The sequence below is a fragment of the Novosphingobium sp. AP12 genome (assembly GCF_000281975.1).
Taxonomy (GTDB): domain Bacteria; phylum Pseudomonadota; class Alphaproteobacteria; order Sphingomonadales; family Sphingomonadaceae; genus Novosphingobium.
The window spans coordinates 12,385-28,121 of record NZ_AKKE01000137.1 but is presented as its reverse complement, the minus strand read 5'-3'; the positions used below and the strand labels follow the sequence as shown (position 1 = coordinate 28,121).

Sequence of the window (15,737 nt, the reverse complement as noted above, 5' to 3'; positions counted from 1 at the left end):
AAGATGAAACCCCCGGTACGCCGGGGGTTTTTTGGGGAATTTGCAGCACTTGGAAACCAGTCAAACTCTAGTATCAGAAGCGAAATGAGCGGGCTTTTTGCACTGCTGCCCGAAGCCGTCACCACGGTGACCGCGGACAGCAAGGACATCATTCTGGACAGGCTGGCGGGCCAGTTCGCGCAGGTTTATGGTCTCGACCATCAGGCCGTGCTGGCGCGTGTCACCGAGCGGGAACGGCTGGGAAGCACCGGCTTCGGCCGCCGCATCGCCATTCCCCACGCCCGCATGGCCGGCCTGACGCGGCCGGTGGCGGCGTTCATGCGTCTCGAGTCTCCCGTGGAGTTCGATTCTGCCGACGGCATGCCGGTCGATCTCGTGTTCGGCCTTCTCTCCCCCGAGGGTGCGGGTGCGACGCACCTGCACGCCCTCGCCGCGATCTCGCGCATGATGCGCGACGAGCGCATGCGCGAGGCACTGCTGACCGCGCCGGGTCCCGAGGCGGTCTACGGACTACTGAGCAACGTCATCGACCGTGATGCCGCATGACCTGACGGGGGCTCCCGGCGGCGTCCAGGGCGCTCCCGGGACCGAAGGAGCCGCCCTGCACTGGCGTGCGCTGGAGGGGCTCTATGCCTCGGCTCCGATCAATCACATGTTCCGTTCCTCGCTGGAGATCACCGGCGAGGGATTGTCGCGCATCACGTTCCTGGTCGAGCCGGACTGCTTCCACGCGGCCGGCGCGGCGCACGGGACGATCTATTTCAAGATGCTCGACGACGCGGCGTTCTATGCCGCCAACACGCATGTGACCGACCGTTTCCTGCTGACCACCTCGTTCAACATGCACCTCAGCAAGCCGATCAAGGGCGGCCGCATCGTCGCCGAGGGGCGCTGGGTCAGCGGACGCCGCCGTGTGCTGGTGGCCGAATCCTGGCTGCTCGACGAGGACGGCGACGAGTGCGGACGCGGAACCGGCACGTTCATGCGCTCGCGCATCGCCCTCTCCAGCTTGCCCGGCTATTCCGTTCCCAGAGGCCCCGCCTGATGGATGCCAGACTGCCGGCACATCTCGAGGTTTCCGGCCTGATTCGCAGCGTCGGCGCCGATGGCGGCTTCGGAATGGTGCTGTCCAAGGGCGAGCGTGACGCCGGGACGATCCTTCTCGTGCTCGTGCACAACGGCGTTGGCGCCCGGGTCTACGAGCGGATGCCGGAACTAGACGGAACCCGGCAATGGCGCTGCACACGGCGGCAGGATTCCGCGCACCCTGCGGATTTCCAGGCCTACCTCGACCGCCGCAAGGCGCAGGACCGTGATGTGTGGATCGTGGAACTCGACGTCGCGCAGGCCGAACGCTTCATCGGGCTGGAACCTGACAAAGGTTGACTTGCAGGGCGCGCAAGGTAAGTGCGCCCTCACAAGTGCGAAAGCGGCATGGGTGGCACTACGGTTGCCCGGCTAGCACGCAGACGGGGAATCGTCGGCAGGCTCGACGGAAACAGAACGCCGTAACTCGGCATTCCGTTCCAGCCTGTGTCGGACCGGTTCACCGCCCTTGATATGAATAAATGCGAAGCAAGGTTGAGTGGGCGAGCGCAATGGCGCTGGCCGCAACGGTATTGACCGCACTGTTGAGCGCCCAGGGTTCGGGCGCGGCCGCATCGGATCTGATTCCGATCCTGAGCGATCAGGTGGCCGAACAGAAGCCCATCATCGAATTCGAATCCCGGCCCATGGTCCAGGCTCTTCCGGCGGAGGACGCCGAGGCGACCGACGACGCGGATACCGATGCAGACTCCCTCCAGGAACTAGTGTCGCAGCAGTCGATGCCCGACGACCTGTCGAGCGAAATGCGCTGCCTGGCGGGGGCCATCTATTTCGAGGCACGCGGCGAAACGCTGGAAGGTCAGCTTGCCGTTGGCCGTGTGATCGTCAACCGCACCACGTCCGGGCGTTTTCCCAAGAGCTACTGCGGTGTGGTCTACCAGCCTTCGCAGTTCTCGTTCATTCGCGGCCGCTCGATGCCGTCGGTGCGCGAAAGCTCGGCCGACTGGCGCGAAGCCGTCGCCATCGCCCAGATCGCCAGTGAAGGCGAATGGAAGAGCCCGGTGCGCGGCGCCCTATTCTTCCACGCCGCGCGTGTCTCGCCCAAGTGGCGCCTGACGCGCCTGGCACGCGTCGACAACCACGTCTTCTACCGCTGATAGTAATGCCGGCGCTACGGCGCCGGCACTGCGGTTAGCCGAGGCGTCCCGTCACGATACCAACGCGCCCAGCAGCCCTTCCCCACGCCCTCGTGCCGGCACCAGCGCGTCGGGCGCGGGGCGGGCCGATGCGAGCACCTGCCGCAGGTACGCCGCGTAGTCCGATTTCCCCAGCCTGCCGATCGTGCGCTCCAGTTGAGCGGTGTCGATGAAGCCGCGGCGGAACGCCACTTCCTCGGGGCTGGCAATCTTCACGCTTTGCCGCTTTTCAAGGATGCGCACGAATTCGGCGGCGTCCATCAGGCTGTCCGGCGTACCCGTGTCCAGCCATGCATAGCCCCGGCCCATCATCTCGACCGATAGCAGACCGCGCTCGAGGTAGGCCCGGTTGACGTCGGTGATCTCGAGTTCGCCGCGCGGCGAGGGGGCGAGATCGGCGGCGATGTCCGCCACCTGTCCGTCATAGAAATACAGTCCGGTGACGGCCCAGTTCGATCGCGGCCCGGCCGGCTTCTCTTCGATCGACAGGGCCCGCATGCGCTGGTCGAATTCGACCACCCCGTAGCGTTCCGGGTCCTGGACGTGATAGGCGAAGACGGTCGCCCCGGCCCTCCTGTCGCTCGCTTGTGCCAGCAGTTCGGGCAGTCCATGGCCGTGGAAGATGTTGTCGCCCAGGATCAGCGCAGACGGCTCGCGTCCCACGAAGTCAGCACCGATGATATAGGCCTGCGCCAGGCCCTCGGGCCGGGGCTGCACGGCGTATTGCAGTTCGATGCCCCACTGCGAGCCGTCGCCGAGCAGTTCGCGGAATGCCGGCAGGTCGCGCGGCGTGGAGATGATGAGGATTTCCCGGATACCCGCCAGCATCAGCGTGCTCAGCGGATAGTAGATCATCGGCTTGTCGTAGACCGGCATGAGCTGTTTCGAGGTCGCCAGCGTCATTGGGTAGAGCCGCGTGCCACTGCCCCCCGCCAGAATTATGCCCTTCATGACGGCGCTCCTACGAGGTCCGGGACGGACTGGGGTTCAAGGACGAGGCGTTCGACGACTTCGAGCAGCGCGGCGCGCCACGGGGGCAAAGCCACGCCGTGCACGGAGGCGAGCAAAGAGCAGTCGAGTCGCGAGTCCTGCGGGCGCCGCGCGGGCGTGGGGTAATCTCTGGTAGGGATGGCCCGCACGTGGGCGCCGGGTCCGCCGAGATCGCGCGAGGCGTCGAATAGGGCGCGCGCGAACTCGGCCCAGCTGCAGTCGCCCGCTGCCGTCATGTGGAAAGTGCCGCGCAGCGCCGGGTCGGGGCTCGCCACGAGGTTGCACGCGACCTCGACGATGCCTCTCGCCAGATCGAGAGCGCTGGTCGGGCTGCCGAACTGGTCATCGACGACGCCCACTTCGGCCCGCTCGCCGGCAAGGCGCAGCATGGTCTTGGCGAAGTTGGTGCCGAAGGGACTGTAGACCCACCCGGTGCGCAGGATGGCGGTGTTGTCCCCATGGACGGCCGCCACGGCGCGTTCGCCCGCGAGCTTGGTGATGGCGTAGAGCCCTATGGGCAGTGCAGCGTCGCTCTCGACATAGGGCCTCCGCGCGGCCCCGGAGAAAACGTAATCGGTCGACAGGTGGATCAGCGGCACACCGAGTTCGCTCGCTGCCTGTGCCACGGCCCGGGCGCCGTTGACGTTGACGGCATGGGCGGTCTCGGCGTCGGTCTCCGCCCGGTCGACGGCCGTGTAGGCGGCGGCGGAAACGATCACGTCCGGCTTGGCCTCCGCCAGCGCGTCCCGCACCGTTTCCAAGGCCATGAGGTTTAACCGGGGCCTGCCCACGGCAACAACCTCGACCCCGCTGAGCGCGCCGACTTCGAGCAGGCTGACGGCCACCTGCCCCCTGGTCCCGGTGACGGCAATCCTCACGCCGCGACGTCCTGCAGGACCAGGCCGAGCCGCTGGCCTTCATAGCGAGTTCGCAGCGGGCGCCACCACCACTCGTTGTCGAGATACCAGCGGATCGTGCGATAGATGCCTGTCTCGAAAGTCTCCTGCGCCTGCCAGCCGAGTTCGGTTTCCAGCTTGCTAGCATCGATCGCGTAGCGCGCATCGTGGCCGGGGCGGTCGGTGACGTACTCGATCAGCCGTTCGCGTGGTTCCTTCGCCGGGACGAGCTCGTCGAGGAAGCCGCAGATACGGCGCACGACGTCGATGTTGCGCCTCTCGTTGCGTCCACCGACGTTATAGGTTTCCCCCGGCCTTCCTCGCGCGGCGATCCGTTCCAGCGCCCGGGCGTGGTCATCGACGTAGAGCCAGTCGCGCACGTTCTCGCCGCGGCCGTAGACCGGCAGGCTGCGGCCCTCCAGCGCATTGATGATGGTGAGCGGGATGAGCTTTTCTGGGAAGTGGTAGGGCCCGTAATTGTTTGAGCAGTTCGATACGACGACGGGCAATCCGTATGTCCGGTGCCAGGCCTTGGCGAGATGGTCGGACGCGGCCTTGGATGCGGAGTAGGGCGAGCTGGGATCGTAGGGCGTGGTCTCCTGGAACAGGCCCTTGTCGCCCAGCGAGCCGTAGACCTCGTCGGTCGAGACGTGGAGGAAGCGGAACCGGTCGCGGGCGGCCGAAGGCAGGCGCTGCCAGTAGTCGCGCACCGCCTCGAGCAGCGTGAAGGTGCCGATGACGTTGGTGGCCATGAAGTCGCCCGCCGCCGTGATCGATCGATCGACGTGGCTTTCGGCGGCGAGGTGCATGACCCGGTCGGGGCGGAACTGCGCGAAGGCTTCGTCCAGCGCCGCCCGGTCGCAGATGTCGGCACGCAGGAAGCGGTAGTTATCGTGCCCGGCCACCGAGTGCAGCGATGCCTGGTTGCCTGCGTATGTAAGCTTGTCGATGTTGAGGACCTGGTCTCCCTTGGTCAGCACCAGATGGCGCACCAGGGCAGAGCCGATGAAGCCGGCCCCGCCGGTCACGATCACACGCACAGGGGCGCCTCGCATAATTGCAGGTCCTCGTAAGAGAAAAAGGCGGGGAGGCTGGAAAATGCCGGCTGGGTCCGGTCTTTCGCCGAGAGGCTGGCCGGATTGGCGACCTCCGGCCACTCGATGGCGAGGTCGGGATCGTCCCAGTGCAATCCCATGTCGCACTCGGCACTGTAGAAGTCGGTGACCTTGTAGGCGATCACGGTACTGGGCTCGAGCGTGCAGAAACCGTGGGCGAAGCCGGGCGGAAGCCAGAGCTGGTAGCCGTTGCCGGCCGTCAGGATCTCGGCGACCCAGTGCCCGTAAGTTGGTGAGCCGACCCGGATATCCACCGCGACGTCGAACAGGGCGCCTGCCGTACACCGCACCAGCTTGCCCTGGACGGCGGGACCGCGCTGGAAGTGGAGGCCACGGATCGTGCCCGGCTCCAGGCTGCAGGACTCGTTGTCCTGGACGAAATCCGACGCCCCGCAATGCTCGGCGAACCGGTCGGCGCGGAAGGTTTCGGCGAAGTAACCGCGGCTGTCGGTGATCCGGGTCGGCACGAACAGCCTGGGCCCGGCAATTTCGTACGATCTGACGTCCATGGTCGGGATCACCTCTGGCCGGGCCGTTGCGGGCGGGGCGTAGAACAACTGCGCGCGCAAACGTCTTCGCAATTCGAATAACTTTGAAGACTACACTCCGAACAAAGAGCCAGATTTAAGTTTTTCGGCCAATTCCCCGGAGTCCGCCCTGTTATCCAATTCCTGTTTCGGGGTTAGGAGTTTTAAGCAGTGGCGGGCGGGGGCGCGAGCGACTGGCACGCCGCGATCTGGGGGCGGCTCTCAGAGTCATGGTCCGGCCGCATCTGCAATACCGCGAGACGCTGTGGGTGATGCCGTAGTGTAACTTGAGAACCGCCAATGCGCCGTGTTCGCCTGCAGAGTCAGGCGGTGACAAGGGGTTGTCCAACGCCTGGGACATGACATCAACTTTTGTATGAACTGCACGAGGCGTGGCTTCCAACGGTGGGAAATTCGATAAAATACCAATGGGTTTTACGGCATTGTCAAAATTTTAATCATGCCACATGGTAACGCTCCGCATGGGGTGGGAACCGAGAGAGGGCCAAATAATCGACATGCCGGCATCAATCTCAGTCGCGATCAAGAATTCGATCAATCGGGAAGGTCTGCGTAGAATCCTCACCGATGCCTGCTTCGACGTTTCGGAATCGGTGTCCAGCCTCGAAGATCTCCAACTGGTTTTTCATTCCGATCCCGAACAGCATCTGCTCGTGGTGGAGCGGGACCTGCTGCATGCCCAGTTCGAAGAGAATCTCGAAATCATCCAGCGCGACCACGAGAACCTGCGGATCGTCGTGCTGACGAGCGCATTTGATTTCGACGAGATGATCGCGGTCTATGCCGCTGGCGCTTATGCTTATTTTCCGGATGACGTGCCTTACTTGTCGCTCGTCGCGGTGTTGCAGATGGTGTCCAACGGGCAGAAGGTCGCGTCGCACGAAGCAGTCGACTTCTTGGTCAACATGCCGATGACCTCCCTTCGATCCGTCGATTCCTCGGTTGTCGGAACATTCAATTTCCGCGAGCGGGAACTGCGCGTGCTCGAGTTCCTGGCGCTCGGCCAGCCCAACAAGGCCATCTCACGCGAGCTCGGCATCAACGAATCCGCAGTAAAGGCGGCAGTAAAGGCTATTCTGCGCAAACTTGGTGTAGAAAACCGGACCCAGGCTGCAGTCATGGCGCGCGAGCTAGTTAGCAGCACTGCTGCCTGAGAACTGCCTAAATACCCAAAAGATGCGCTTCTCCGGCACAATCGCCGCCGTGTGTCGGCGGACGGGCCGAGAGTCCCTTATCGCGATGGAAATAGCATAAGACGCCGTGAGTGCGGCGAAATGAGCTTGCGCAAAGACGACTTGAAGATTCCGACATAGTTTGACACGGAAACATTATTAACGTCGGTGAATATTTGGCGGATGTACAGGATCACATCCGGGGTCCCCTACTGCATTTTCGGAATCCCATTTTAGTGCATAAGCTTACCCACATAGATAAACTTATACGTAGAATCCCCAAAATATCTCGTGACTCTCGCATGGGGCAATGCGACAGTCCGTATATGGGGTTAACTTACTCCATATTGGTAAAGGGGGATTTCGATGTATCGCGTAGGGGTAAACGAAAACGTGCAACTGACGTCGCGAGAGCTGGATGTGCTTCAATACGTAGCAATGGGCCGCTCGGCCAAGGAAACTGCGATCGAGTTGAACATCGCACCTTGCACGGTCGAACGCCACGTCGAGAACGTGCGGCTCAAGACCAGGACACGCAATCGCGCGCACATGATCGCTTATGTGATTCGCGAAGGACTTCTTCAGCCTGTTATCTGACGAAGTCAAAAATGCAGCAGGGGTAGACGACTTTACTTTTCCAACCGGCCTTTCCAGGCCCAAGACGCCAGCAAACCGCCCTTCGGGTCTAGCACATTACTCTCGACGATCTGGTTCTCTATAAGGACGTCGCGCGCACCACAGCCCACGCCGCATTCGAACGAAGCGGGGGGAATGGACAATCCCTTACCAAGCGCCTTCGAGCAGGCTTCCTTCCTGACCCAGACGGTCAGGAACGCATGGTCGGTTACTTCCGCCGACTGCCCGGCCAACTGCGCCATTTCTTCATCCGTATAATACATCGATGCGAGCTGTACCGAGCCGTCGATAGGTCGCACGCGTTCGAGATCGACTCCGATCTCCACGCCGATCGCCAGCGCCACGAGCGCAAACTCCCCGCTATAGCTGATGCTGCAATGCACATCGGGCGCTTCCTGCAGGATGGGCTTGCCGAAGATACCCGGCAGGTAGGTCTGTCGCCGGGCACCCACGCCGGAGACGGCTTCCACCACGGTACGAAGCGCGCCGTGCGCCGTCTGGTAGCGGCGCCTCAGTGGGTCATGCACGAACCGGGCGGCACGCTCGTGCTCGGCCACGCTCAGGGTGTCCAGGATGGCGGTGCAGGGCGGCCTGCCAGTCGCGACAAGCCAGATCGGGAAGGGCGCCTCGATGCGTTCTGCGCAAAAGCCTTGGGCCAGCAGGGCGGCGTCGGCGCTCGGGCCCATGGCCGGCGGGCTTCAGTGCCGGCCGCCGGCGAAGAAGCCGTGACGGACGAAATCGCCAAGCAGTCGTGGCGGATCCTGGCGCGGCGCGCGCCGTAAAGCCTGCTTGAACAGATGCACCAGATGTCCCGACACCCAGGCCACATCGGCGGCGAGGGCGTAGGTAGGGCCGTGGTTCTTGCGGAAGTAGCGCCGGCGCGAATCGAACCAGTAGCCTGGCACGCGCCGGCTGTTCGCGTCGGCGCTCGTCACGCCCGTGCTCTGCCCCGCGATGTGAAGGATGACCGACTGGGGCACATACCAGCTCTCCCATCCCATCTGCCGCGCTGCCCGGCAGAAATCGGTTTCCTCGTAGTAGAGGAAATATCCCTCGTCGAAGCGCAGTCCCTGTTCGAGCAGTTCGCGGCGGATCGCCATGCTCGCGCCGGACACCCAGTCGGCGGGTGCACAGTCGGCGTCCATCGCGCGCAGGGTGGCGTGCCGTGCGAGCAGGCGCGAAGCCAGGCCCCAGCGCAGCGCACGCTCGAATTCTCCCAGTACGGTCGGAAAACGGAAGGCGTATGGCCAGGGCGACCCGTCTGCCAGCAGCAGGGCCGTGCCGGCGATGCCCGCGGCCGGGGTTGCTTCCATGAACGACGCCAGGGCGCTGACGGCGCCCGGCATGGCGCGCGTGTCAGGATTGAGCAGCCAGATTGCCCGGGCCTCCCCGTCCTGCCGAAGCGCGTGCGCGATGCCCAGGTTGCAGCCGGTGCCGAACCCGCCGTTGGTCGGCGCGCGTAGCAGCGTGGCCCAGTCCCACCCGTTGCGGTCGATCGCGGACTGGACAAGGTCGGCCGAGCCGTCGAGCGAATCGTTGTCTACCACGATCGCCCTGAGCTTCGCGCCGCCGTCGCGCTCGGCGGCCAGGCTTTCGAGACATTCGACGACCAGCGGACCGGTGCGGTAATTGACGATGACCGCGTCGATCGGGAAGCCGGGCAGGGGGCCGGGACCTGTCATTCCGCGGCCTCGACAAGCATTTCGTAGCGATCGTCCTGGGACGATGCGCCGCGCCATGCACCGTGCTCCGCCAGAGCTTCGTCCAGTGCCGCCTGGAACAGGGGCGCAAGCGTCTCGACGTGGGGTTCCTGGAGGCTGCTGCTGTGGCCGCCGGGCACGTCGAGGATGACGATGTCTTCGCGCACCCGCTTGCCCCAGCCCAGCGCATAGTCCCGGTAGACCATGCGGTAGGGCATGTCGTCGGGAATGCCGGTGTCGTCGGCTGCCTTGAACAGCGCGACGCTGGTGGATTGCAGGATGCCGATGGGGCGATGTTCCTTGTGCGCGACTTCGTAGAGCTTGAGGAACGGGATGGCGACGGGTCCTTCGATCCGCTCGGCCGCTTCGGCGGGTGCGCTGCCGCCATCCGCGCGCAAGGCGCGGACGGTGCGCCGGTCCTGCGCTTCCCTCAGGCGCGATTCGACTTCCCAGCGCGCGAGGTTCCAAGTCTTGCGGGCCAGGTCGGGCAGGATGCGGGCGGGATTGCCCGACCTGAGCATTCCCGCGACACGGCCGAGGCGGACCCGCGATTCGCCGAAGCGATGCTTGCGCGCCTCGACGTCCGCCGCGTCGATGATGCCGACGAAGGCCACCTGTTGCCCCATCGCCTGAAGTTGCTGCGCCATCTCGAAGGCGATGACGCCCCCCGCGCAGAGGCCGGCGAGCAGGTAGGGCCCTTCGCCCTGCACGGTGCGCATCTGTTGCACGTAGTAGGCCGCCATCTCGTCGATGCGGGTATGGGCATAGTTGCCGTCCGCCTTGCGCAGCGGCTCCAGCCCCAGGATCGGGCGCGCGGGATCGAGCCGCAGCGCCAGCCCGCGATAGAGCAGCGTTTCGCCGAGACCGTCGTGGACGAAGAACACCGGGGTGATCTGCGCGCCCTTGCGGATGGTGACGACGCCGGCGGGGTGCTGCTCGCCGATTGTCGCGGTCTCCCCGGGCGCGCGGCCGTCGGGGTCGATCACCGCCGCGAGGTTGGCGACGGTGGGCTGCCCCAGCATGGTCGCCAGGGGAAGGGTCTTGCCCGTCTTGCGACGCAGGCGATTGGTGAACTGCACCGCGAGCAGCGAATGGCCGCCGAGGTCGAAGAAGTTGTCGTGCCTGCCGACCGCCTCCATGCCCAGCAGGTCGCACCACAGATCGGCGATGATCTGCTCGGTGGGGGTTGCCGGAAGGTCGGCCGGGTCGCCGTTGGCGGCCTCGCGGCGCGCAGCCCGCGGCGGGGTGCGCAGTCGGGTGAGAACGGCGTCCAGTTCGTAAGGCGAGATCACCGTGTGCGCGCTGCAGTTGCCGGACAGCAGCCGCGCGACGATCTCGACGCCTTCTTCGGGCAGGATGCCGGAGGGCTGCGGCAGGGCCACCCCCTGTGTAGGCGTCGCCGCCGGCGCTTCGGCCGAGGGTACGGCGATCCGCGATAGCAGGCTGGCATCGGCCATGCGCATCATCGTGAACTCGCGCACTTCGGCGAGGATCAGGCCGTCGGCGTCCGTGATGGTGACGTTGAAGACGGCAGTGTGCCCGCTCTCGTCGCCCGAGACGTAGCGGATATGGCTCCAGATGCGTGCGGGAAGAGGCGCATAGGCGAGAAAGCGGCGGTAGGTGAACGGAGCATAGAAATCACGCGACGGGTCGCGGCCAGGGATCAGCATCTGGGCCCCGGCGGTGGCGAAGTCGAGGAGAGCGGGGTGGAGGCCGAACTGGCCTGCCTCCCCCTGGAACGCGCCGGGGAGGTCGAGCCGCAGCAGCGCTTCCCCGTGCGGGTTGGCCAGCGCCTGTGTGACGTTTTGCCAGCGCGGCCCGAAATCCATCATCGGCTGGTCCGCCGCGCCGCAGCGGGCAGGGGTGCAGCGCTCCGCAATGGCGCCGAGGTCGAGCGAGGCCCGCAGCGGGGCGAGTGCATGGCCCCGGACGAGGCCGTGCGCATGTTCGGTCCATGCCGCAGGAGGAGACTGCACGGGGCGCCCGAGCAGCGTGACGCGCCACCCGGCCCCGCCGCGCCGACGGACATGAATGCGCAGTTCTCGCTCGGCGCCGTCGGGCACCGCGAACGGCTTGAGGAAGGTGAAGTCGGATAGCTCCAAAGGTCCTTGGCAAACCAGTGCAACCGCTGCCCGGGACATTTCCAGAAGGGATGTCCCGGGCAGCAGCGCACCGGCATCTACGACGCGGTGCTCATTGAGCACCCAGTGCCGCTCGGGGGTTAGGATGCCGGTGACCACAAATTCATCTTCGGAGATGGTGCAGAGCCGTTCGAGGAACGGATGCGCTACCGGCTTGCCGGTCCCGAGGTCTTCGGGAAGCACGGCGCTTGAACCCTCACGGGTACCCAGGGAAGCGGCCATGCCGACTTCGGCCCATTGGCTCCAGCCGACGGACTGGACGCGCGTGCGGGCGTCCATCCGCCGCGACTGGGCGTAGGCGTCGAGGAAGGCATTGGCGGCTGCATAATCCACCTGGCCGGGGATACCGGCGAAGGCGCTGATGGAGGAGAACAGGAGCACGAAGTCGGGTGCATGCCCCTCCAGCGCCTTTTCGAGCGCCAGCGTTCCCGCGATCTTGGGGCGGAGGACGGCTTCCACGGCGGAGCGCGTGCGCGTCTCGATCAGGCCGTCGTCGACTGCGCCGGCGGCATGAAAGACGCCGGAAATCGGACCGAAACGGGCGACGGCCTTGCGCATGCCGCGCGTCAGGGCGCGGGCATCGGCGACGTCGGCCTCAATGACCTCGACATCCGCGCCTGCCGCTTCAAGGGCGAGAAGCCTGCGCACCTTGTCTTCGAGGCCGAGCGCAAGGTCGCCCCGGGCGAGCATGTCCACCCATTGCGCGCGTGGGGGCAGGGGGCTGCGGCCGACCAGCACGAGGCGGGCCTTGTATCCACGCGCGAGATGATCGGCGATGGTGAGGCCGAGGCCGCCGAGGCCGCCGGTGATGAGATAGGTGCCGCGCTCCTTCAGCCATGTGTCGTCCGCATCGGCCAGAGGGCCGCGTGCGCCGCGATAGGCAAGGCACCAGCGCTCGCCGGCGCGCAGGGCGACATCGCCGCCAGCGACGCTGCGCAGGTCGCGCTCGGCCGAGACCTCGTCGATTACCGCGTCGACGAGGGTGCCCGCATCGATGTCGATGTTGCGCATCTCGATGGCGGGATACTCCGCCGCCACGGTGCGCGCCGCGCCCAGGGCGGTGGCCTTGAGCGGCGTCAGCCCGGTTTCACCGGCGACGCGCTGGGCATGGTCGGTGACGAGCCCCACGACGATTGGTCCGTCCTCGCCATGCGCGGCGAGTTCGGGCGCCATGGCGATGAGCGTGTGGAGCCCCATGTCGAGCACGGCTTGGTCGGATAGCGCCGGACTGCGCCGCTTGCCCGCGGGCTGCCCGGCGGCCAGCCAGCAGTGATAGACCTGACCGGGCATGCGCGATGCACCGGCCAGGCGGGCGAACAGGCGCGACCAGTCCTCGCGCATACCGGGCCGCACACCGAAATGGTCGTGGCTTTCCGAATAGCGCGCGGCGGCGCTGACGGTCACCGTCTCGACCCCGCGTTCGCGCAGGCGGCGGGCAAGGCCGTCGCCGAAGCCGTCGCCGCCGCACAGGACGAGTGCGGGGCCGGTGGGAGCAGTGTCCTGCGGCAGGTTCTCGCGGCTCCAGACCGGCTCGTAGCTCCAGTCGCCGAGGGCGAGGCGCGCATCGGGGTCGGCCTCCGGCTTGGCGTGGTGCAGCGTGGCGCCGGGTTCGACCCAGTGGCGCTGGCGGTCGAACCGGTAGGTCGGAAGCGGAATGCGCTGACGGTGTTCGCCGGCCCGGAAGGCGGTCCAGTCGATCTCGACGCCGAGCGCCCAGAGTTCTCCCAGCGTCTCCAGCAGGCGCTGATCGTCGGCGACGTCCTCGCCCGGATGGCGCATCGAGGCGACGAGCGGCTGCGTGGTGCGGCGGGCCGGGTGCTGGCGCGCGAGGCTGGTCATGCTGCGGCCTGGCCCGACTTCGAGCAGGACCTGCTCCGGCTCGCCGAGCAGGCATTGAAGGCCGTCGGTGTAACGCACCGGCTCGCGCAGATGGCGCACCCAGTACTCGGGATCGGTCGCCTGCGCCGCGCTCACCCAGTTGCCGGTGAGGTTCGAGGCGAAGGGAATCTGCGGCGCGTGCAGGGTCATGGTCTGCAGCAGGGCGCGGAATTCGGGCAGGATCGGATCGAGCATCGACGAGTGCGCAGCGACCTCGATGGGGATCGCCTGCGCCTCGATCTCACGCTCGTGCAGTTCGGCCAGGAAGCGGGCCACCGCCTCTGCCGCGCCCGAGACGACGCACAGATTTGGCGCGTTGATCGTCGCGATCGAGAGGTCGGCGGGCAGCAGCTGGGCGAGTTCGGCCTCGGACAGGGGCACGCTGATCATGCCGCCTTTGGCGGTGGTCTCGAACAGGCGGCCGCGTGCGTGGACGATGCGCAAGGCCCCTTCGAGGTCGACCACGCCGGCGATGTGCGCGGCGGCATATTCGCCGCAGCTGTGGCCGATCATGGCGGCGGGAGTGATCCCCAGCCCCATCCAGAAGCGGGCCAGAGCGGTCTGGACGATGAACAGCGCCGGGAGGGCGTTCGAAGGCCGCTCCAGTTCGGCGGCGGCCTGTGCGCGGTCGGTCTCCTCAGGGAACAGCCAGCGCTTCAGGCCGGGCACGCCGATGCGGGACAATGCGGCGAGACCGCGGTCGATCTCGGCGCGGAAGGCGGGCTCGGTCTCATACAGGCCGCGCGCCATGTCGACGTGCTGGAGCCCGCCGCCGCAGAACTGGAACGCCACCGGGCGGCCGGGAATGCAGGGCTGGCGCGACGAGGCGTGGCGGCTGGCGGCAGCGAGGGTGGTCGCGGCCTCGTCCGCGCTTCCGGCCACGGCGAAGCGGCGCCAGGCAAGGTGGCGGCGGCCTTCGGTGAGCGTGAAGGCGGCGTCGGCCAGCGGCGTTTCGGGACGCTCGCCCAAGTATGCCGCAAGGGCGAGGGCATTGGCGTCGGCTGCGGTCTCGCTTGCGCCCGAGGTCAGCAGCAGCAGCTGGCGGCGGCGGCTGGGTCCGCTGGCGGCGCGGCGGGGGGCTTCCTCCATGACGACGTGGGCGTTGGTGCCGCCCACGCCCAGGGAGCTGACCCCGGCGCGACGGGGGCGATCGTCGCGACGGGGCCAGCACGCACTGGCGGCCTGCACCCGGAAGGGGCCGGCATCCAGTGCGCATTCCGGATTCGGGGATTCGAAGTGGGGGACCGGCGGCAGTTCCTGGTGGCGCATCGCCAGCGCGACCTTGATGACGCCCGCCGCGCCGGCAGCCGTATCGGTGTGACCGATGTTCGCCTTGACCGAACCCAGACTGCACGGAGCGCTGCGCGGGGCCGACTTGGCGAACACCTGCTTGAGCGCGGCGACCTCGATCGGATCGCCGATCGGCGTGCCGGTGCCGTGCGCCTCGACATAGTCGATGCCGGAGGGATCGATGCCCGATACCGCGAGCGCCTCGGCGATCACCGCCGCCTGCCCGTCGACGCTGGGAGCAAGGTAGCCGACCTTGCCGCTGCCGTCGTTGTTGATGGCCGAGCCGCGGATCACGGCATGAATGTGGTCTCCCGCCGCGACGGCATCTTCCAGGCGCCGCAGCGCCAGCACGGCGACGCCGCTGCCGAAGACGGTGCCCTTGGACTGCGCGTCGAAGGGGCGGCAGCGGCCGTCGGGCGACAGGATCTCGCCTTCCTCGTAGAGGTAGCCCTGGCGGTGCGGCAGTTCGATCGAGGCGCCGCCCGCCAGCGCCATGTCGCACTCGCCCGAAAGCAGGCTCTGCGCCGCCATGTGGATCGACACCAGCGAGGTGGAGCACGCGGTCTGGACGTTGATGCTCGGGCCCTTGAGGTCGAGCAGGTACGAGACGCGGGTGGTCAGGAAGTCCTTGTCGTTGCTGGTGTGGCGCAGCAGGAACAGCCCGACCTCGTTCACCAGCTTGCCGTTGGTGAGCAGGTTGTAGGGCATGTAGGCGTTGTGGCCGGAGCCTCCGAACACGCCGATGACGCCTTCGAAGCCCTGCGGCGTGTGGCCGGCATCCTCCAGAGCTTCCCACGAGCATTCCAGGAAGTGGCGGTGCTGCGGATCCATGATCGCGGCATCGCGCTTCGACAGGCCGAACAGCGCGGGATCGAAGCACTCCATGTCCTGCAGCGGAGCGCCGCGCCGCACGTAGTCCGGATTGCGCAGCAGCGACGGGGCGACCCCTGCGGCGAGCAGTTCCTCCTCGGAGAAGGTCTCGACCGCGTCGCGGCCTTCGCTCAGAAGCTTCCAGAACTCGTCGGGGCTGCGTGCGCCGGCGAAGCGGCACGACATGCCGACAATGGCGATGGCGCTCTCGTCGCCGGGGGAGGCGGCATCGTCGAAGGAACCGATGGGTTCATGCAT

Annotated in this window: 13 protein-coding genes; 6 read left to right on the top strand and 7 right to left on the bottom strand. The window is 66.5% G+C overall.

From position 1 onward, the window contains the following. Positions 1–84: 84 nt before the first annotated feature. The 4 genes from PMI02_RS19735 to PMI02_RS19720 all read left to right on the top strand — a co-directional run bounded on the left by PMI02_RS19735 (position 85) and on the right by PMI02_RS19720 (position 2,204). Complete coding sequence (locus PMI02_RS19735) at positions 85–546, top strand: PTS sugar transporter subunit IIA (protein ID WP_007686188.1); 462 nt, start codon at positions 85–87, stop codon at positions 544–546. After that, the gene (locus PMI02_RS19730; RefSeq protein WP_007686186.1) at positions 536–1,045 is read left to right on the top strand and encodes a PaaI family thioesterase; all 510 of its coding nucleotides are present in this window, start codon (positions 536–538) and stop codon (positions 1,043–1,045) included. Before PMI02_RS19735 ends, PMI02_RS19730 begins: the two co-directional genes overlap by 11 nt. Then, positions 1,045–1,386: a DUF1491 family protein gene (locus PMI02_RS19725; protein WP_007686185.1), complete on the top strand. Its 342-nt coding sequence runs from the start codon at positions 1,045–1,047 to the stop codon at positions 1,384–1,386. Before PMI02_RS19730 ends, PMI02_RS19725 begins: the two co-directional genes overlap by 1 nt. Positions 1,387–1,598: 212 nt before the next feature. Next, positions 1,599–2,204, top strand: coding sequence for a cell wall hydrolase (locus PMI02_RS19720; RefSeq protein WP_007686184.1), 606 nt, complete (start codon positions 1,599–1,601; stop codon positions 2,202–2,204). A gap of 51 nt (positions 2,205–2,255) precedes the next feature. Here PMI02_RS19720 and rfbA read toward each other — a convergent pair whose 3' ends face one another. Genes rfbA through rfbC form a run of 4 tightly spaced genes read right to left on the bottom strand, consistent with a single transcriptional unit; the run spans position 2,256 to position 5,753 of the window. Continuing rightward, complete coding sequence (gene rfbA / locus PMI02_RS19715) at positions 2,256–3,194, bottom strand: glucose-1-phosphate thymidylyltransferase RfbA (protein WP_007686183.1); 939 nt, start codon at positions 3,192–3,194, stop codon at positions 2,256–2,258. Next, positions 3,191–4,111 (bottom strand): dTDP-4-dehydrorhamnose reductase, encoded by a 921-nt coding sequence (gene rfbD, locus PMI02_RS19710; RefSeq protein ID WP_007686182.1) that lies wholly within the window; start codon positions 4,109–4,111, stop codon positions 3,191–3,193. The genes rfbA and rfbD overlap by 4 nt, the downstream gene beginning before the upstream one ends. After that, the gene (gene rfbB, locus PMI02_RS19705) at positions 4,108–5,169 is read right to left on the bottom strand and encodes a dTDP-glucose 4,6-dehydratase (RefSeq protein ID WP_193372903.1); all 1,062 of its coding nucleotides are present in this window, start codon (positions 5,167–5,169) and stop codon (positions 4,108–4,110) included. Before rfbB ends, rfbD begins: the two co-directional genes overlap by 4 nt. Then, complete coding sequence (gene rfbC, locus PMI02_RS19700) at positions 5,160–5,753, bottom strand: dTDP-4-dehydrorhamnose 3,5-epimerase (protein ID WP_007686180.1); 594 nt, start codon at positions 5,751–5,753, stop codon at positions 5,160–5,162. Before rfbC ends, rfbB begins: the two co-directional genes overlap by 10 nt. 536 nt (positions 5,754–6,289) lie before the next feature. Here rfbC and PMI02_RS19695 point away from each other — a divergent pair. Then, positions 6,290–6,946 (top strand): response regulator transcription factor, encoded by a 657-nt coding sequence (locus PMI02_RS19695; protein WP_157222609.1) that lies wholly within the window; start codon positions 6,290–6,292, stop codon positions 6,944–6,946. A gap of 384 nt (positions 6,947–7,330) precedes the next feature. Beyond that, complete coding sequence (locus PMI02_RS19690; RefSeq protein WP_007686178.1) at positions 7,331–7,561, top strand: response regulator transcription factor; 231 nt, start codon at positions 7,331–7,333, stop codon at positions 7,559–7,561. 32 nt (positions 7,562–7,593) lie between these two features. On the opposite strand, the gene PMI02_RS19685 is transcribed toward PMI02_RS19690, so the two are convergent. The 3 genes from PMI02_RS19685 to PMI02_RS19675 are packed head-to-tail and all read right to left on the bottom strand — an operon-like array spanning position 7,594 to position 15,737. After that, complete coding sequence (locus PMI02_RS19685; protein ID WP_007686176.1) at positions 7,594–8,286, bottom strand: 4'-phosphopantetheinyl transferase superfamily protein; 693 nt, start codon at positions 8,284–8,286, stop codon at positions 7,594–7,596. A gap of 12 nt (positions 8,287–8,298) precedes the next feature. Further along, positions 8,299–9,282 (bottom strand): glycosyltransferase family 2 protein, encoded by a 984-nt coding sequence (locus PMI02_RS19680; protein WP_007686173.1) that lies wholly within the window; start codon positions 9,280–9,282, stop codon positions 8,299–8,301. Then, entirely contained in the window at positions 9,279–15,737 is a 6,459-nt protein-coding gene (locus tag PMI02_RS19675) for a type I polyketide synthase (RefSeq protein WP_007686171.1), read from the bottom strand. The genes PMI02_RS19680 and PMI02_RS19675 overlap by 4 nt, the downstream gene beginning before the upstream one ends.

What these genes read in the sequence shown, in the direction of transcription:
- PMI02_RS19735 (WP_007686188.1), top strand. Translation starts at nt 85, where the DNA reads ATGAGCGGGCTTTTTGCACTGCTGCCCGAAGCCGTCACCACGGTGACC.
- PMI02_RS19730 (WP_007686186.1), top strand. Translation starts at nt 536, where the DNA reads ATGCCGCATGACCTGACGGGGGCTCCCGGCGGCGTCCAGGGCGCTCCC.
- PMI02_RS19725 (WP_007686185.1), top strand. Translation starts at nt 1,045, where the DNA reads ATGGATGCCAGACTGCCGGCACATCTCGAGGTTTCCGGCCTGATTCGC.
- PMI02_RS19720 (WP_007686184.1), top strand. Translation starts at nt 1,599, where the DNA reads ATGGCGCTGGCCGCAACGGTATTGACCGCACTGTTGAGCGCCCAGGGT.
- rfbA (WP_007686183.1), bottom strand. Translation starts at nt 3,194, where the DNA reads ATGAAGGGCATAATTCTGGCGGGGGGCAGTGGCACGCGGCTCTACCCA.
- rfbC (WP_007686180.1), bottom strand. Translation starts at nt 5,753, where the DNA reads ATGGACGTCAGATCGTACGAAATTGCCGGGCCCAGGCTGTTCGTGCCG.
- PMI02_RS19695 (WP_157222609.1), top strand. Translation starts at nt 6,290, where the DNA reads ATGCCGGCATCAATCTCAGTCGCGATCAAGAATTCGATCAATCGGGAA.
- PMI02_RS19690 (WP_007686178.1), top strand. Translation starts at nt 7,331, where the DNA reads ATGTATCGCGTAGGGGTAAACGAAAACGTGCAACTGACGTCGCGAGAG.
- PMI02_RS19685 (WP_007686176.1), bottom strand. Translation starts at nt 8,286, where the DNA reads ATGGGCCCGAGCGCCGACGCCGCCCTGCTGGCCCAAGGCTTTTGCGCA.
- PMI02_RS19680 (WP_007686173.1), bottom strand. Translation starts at nt 9,282, where the DNA reads ATGACAGGTCCCGGCCCCCTGCCCGGCTTCCCGATCGACGCGGTCATC.
- PMI02_RS19675 (WP_007686171.1), bottom strand. Translation starts at nt 15,737, where the DNA reads ATGCATGAACCCATCGGTTCCTTCGACGATGCCGCCTCCCCCGGCGAC.